The organism is Streptomyces sp. NPDC058195 (assembly GCF_042883525.1).
GTDB lineage: Bacteria > Actinomycetota > Actinomycetes > Streptomycetales > Streptomycetaceae > Streptomyces.
The window spans coordinates 1-3,460 of record NZ_JBHVVM010000070.1 but is presented as its reverse complement, the minus strand read 5'-3'; the positions used below and the strand labels follow the sequence as shown (position 1 = coordinate 3,460).

The 3,460-nt window shown below is 75.2% G+C and carries 1 protein-coding gene and 1 pseudogene; both read left to right on the top strand.

Annotated features, from left to right (window positions below):
- Window positions 1-17: 17 nt before the first annotated feature.
- Window positions 18-68: pseudogene (locus ACFVWY_RS35480) on the top strand (hypothetical protein); the annotation flags it as partial.
- Window positions 69-86: 18 nt separating this feature from the next.
- The coding region (locus ACFVWY_RS35475) for an acyltransferase domain-containing protein (protein ID WP_389879031.1) at window positions 87-3,460 on the top strand (3,374 nt) is incomplete at its 3' end.

Sequence of the window (3,460 nt, the reverse complement as noted above, 5' to 3'; positions counted from 1 at the left end):
CACTCCGCCTCGGCTCCATCAAATCCAACATCGGCCACACCCAGGCCGCCGCAGGCGTCGCCGGCATCATCAAAATGGTCAAGGCCATGGAGCACGACACACTCCCCGCCACCCTCCACATCGACACCCCCTCCCCCCACATCGACTGGACCACCGGCCACGTACAACTCCTCACCCAAGCCGAACCCTGGCCCACCACCGAAAACCACCCCCGCCGCGCAGGCATCTCCTCCTTCGGTGTGGGCGGCACGAACGCCCACGTGATCGTCGAGGAGCCCCCGGCGCTCCCGGAGCAGCCGGAGCCGTCTGCGCAGGCCGGTACGGCCGGCTCCGCCGAAGCGGCCGCCGAGGTCACGCAGGCTCCCGCCTCCCCCGACCGCGAACTGCCCGCCGTACCGGTGCTGGTGTCCGCCCGCAGCGAGGCCGCCCTGCGCGCGCAGGCCGACCGTCTGCGCGCCCACCTGATCGCCGAGCCGTCCCTCAGCCTGACCGACGTGGCCTTCTCGCTGGCCACCACCCGCGCCCACCTGGAGCGCCGGGCCGCCGTGGTCGCCACCGACCGGGGCGGCCTGCTGGCCGGCCTGGCCGCGCTGTCCTCGGCCGAGCCCGCTGCCCACGTCTTCCAGGGCCGCCCCGGTGGCGACGAGACCGTGTTCGTCTTCCCTGGCCAGGGCTCCCAGTGGGAGCGCATGGCCGTCGAACTCCTCGACTCCGCGCCCGTGTTCGCCGAGGAGATCACCGCGTGCCGCGAGGCTCTCGCCCGCTACGTGGACTGGGACCTTGAGGAGGTCCTGCGCGGTGCGCCCGGCGCGCCGACCCTGGAGGCCGTCGACGTCGTCCAGCCGGCGCTGTTCTCCGTGATGGTGTCCCTGGCGAAGCTGTGGCGTTCCCACGGCGTCGAGCCCTCCGCCGTCGTCGGCCACTCGCAGGGCGAGATCGCCGCCGCCTACGTGGCGGGCGCCCTCAGCCTGGACGACGCCGTCCGCGTGGTCGCCCTGCGCAGCCGCGCCGTCCGCGAACGCCTCGCCGGGCAGGGCGGGATGATGTCGGTCCTGCTGCCCGTGGACCGTGTCGAGACGTACCTGGAGCGGTTCGACGGACGGATCTCGGTCGCCGCCGTCAACAGCCCCGGCACCGTCGTGGTGGCGGGCGAGCCGGCCGCGCTCGACGAGCTCCAGTCGCTGTGCGAGCAAGACGGTGCCCGTGCCCGCCGCATCCCCGTGGACTACGCGAGCCACTCCGTGCAGGTCGAGGGCATCCAGGAGGAGCTGCTGCGCCTCCTGGCCCCGATCGCCCCGCGCGACGGCGCGATCCCCTTCTACTCCACCACCCGCGGCGCGTTCATCGACACGGCCGAACTCGACGCCGCCTACTGGTACGGCAACCTGCGCGGCCGGGTCGGCTTCGAGCCCGCCGTCCGCGCCCTGGTCGGCAACGGCGCGAAGCTCTTCGTCGAGCTCTCCCCGCACCCCGTCCTCACCATGGCCGTCGACGAGATCGTCCAGGACCTCGACGCCGCCGACCACGTCCGGTCCGTCGGCTCGCTGCGCCGCGGCGAGGGCGGCCCGGTCCGCTTCGCCACCTCGCTCGCCGAGGCCCACGTCGGCGGGGCCGCCATCGACTGGCACGCCCTGTTCACCGGTACGGGTGCCGGGCGCGTCCAGCTCCCCACGTACGCCTTCCAGCGCGAGCGGTACTGGCTGACCCCCGGCACCGGTACCGGCGACGCCACGGCCGCCGGGCTCGGCCGCCTCGACCACCCACTGCTGTCCGCCACCGTTCAGGTCGGCGACCGCGACGAGTGGATCTTCACCGGCCGTCTGGCCCGTGCCTCCCAGACCTGGACCGAGGACCACGCCGTCCTCGGTACGGTCCTGCTGCCCGGCGCCGCCCTGGTGGAGGCCGCCCTCACCGCGGGCCGCCAGGCGGGTACGCCCGTACTCGACGACCTCGTGCTGGAGGCGCCGCTCGTCCTCGACGAGGAATCCGCCCGGCAGCTTCAGGTCACCGTGGGCCGCCTCGGTGAGGACGGCCGCCGTGAGCTCGTCGTCTACTCGCGCTCCGAGGCCTCCGGCGAGGACGGCGACCGCCCGGTCACCCGCCACGCGCGCGGCTGGCTCAGCGCCGACGCCGAACCGGCGTCCGCGTTCCCCGCCGCCTGGCCGCCCGCCGGGGCCCGGCCCGTCGCCGTGGACAGCCTCTACGCCCGCCTCGCCGAGGCCGGTTACGACTACGGTCCGCTCTTCCAGGGCGTCCGCGCCGCCTGGAAGGCTGGTGCCGACATCTGCACCGAGATCTCGCTGCCGGAGGACGCGCGCACCGAGGGCTTCACCCTGCACCCGGCGCTCCTGGACGCCGCCCTGCACGGCGGCCTCCTCGACAAGGAGCCCGGCGCCACCGCCGATCTGCCGTTCTCCTGGTCCGGCGTCCGGACCGGCACCGCGGCCACCGCGGCCGGCGTCACACGGGCCCGGGTGCGGATCAGCCCCGTCGGGGACTCCGCGCTGCGCATCGCTCTGGCCGACGAGAACGGCGCCCCGCTGCTGACCGTGGAGACCATGGCCTTCCGGCCCGTGGACCTGGCCCAGCTGGAGTCCGCCCAGCGCGGCGGCCGTAACTCCCTCTACCAGCTCGACTGGCTGCCCGTACCGGCCGCGGCTGGAGCCCCGGCCGGCGACGGGGCCGTTGTCGCCGTCCTCGGCGGACTCCCGGCCGCCCCCTCCGAGTGGGCCAGCTACCCGGACCTGTCCGCCCTGGAGAGCGCCATCGCCGAGGGCGCCCCGGTACCGGGGACGGTGCTCGCCGCCCTCGACGCCGACGCGGCGGACGACCCGGCGGGTGCAGCGGGGACCGGCGCCGAGGCCGTGCACGCGGGCGCCGCCCGCGCCCTGGCTCTGGTCCAGCAGTGGCTGTCCGCCGCGCCGCTCGCCGATTCCCGGCTGGTCGTGGTCACCCGGCGCGCCGTCGCGGCGGGCGGCTCGGCCCCCGAGCTGGCTCAGGCCCCGGTGTGGGGTCTGGTGCGCAGCGCGCAATCGGAGCACCCGCGACGGTTCGGCCTCATCGACCTGGACTCCGACGCGGACCGGACCGCCGGGTCCGGGGCGGAGAGCGGGGAGAACGCCCTCGACTGGACGGCGCTGACCGCCCTGGACGAGCCGCAGATCGCGGTCCGGGCGGGCGAACCGCTCGTACCGCAGCTGGGCCGTGCCGAGCTCCCGGCCGTCGCCGGGGACACCTGGCGGCTGGGTTTGGCGCGCAAGGGCTCACTGGAGGGTCTGGCCCTGATGTCCTCCGACGCCGACCGGCCGCTCGGAGTCAACGAGGTGCGGGTCGGGGTCCGGGCCGCGGGCCTCAACTTCCGCGATGTCCTCATCGCCCTCGGCATGTACCCGGGTGAGGCCCCGCTCGGCAGCGAGGCCGCCGGTGTGGTCCTCGAGACCGGCTCCGGGGTCACCGACCT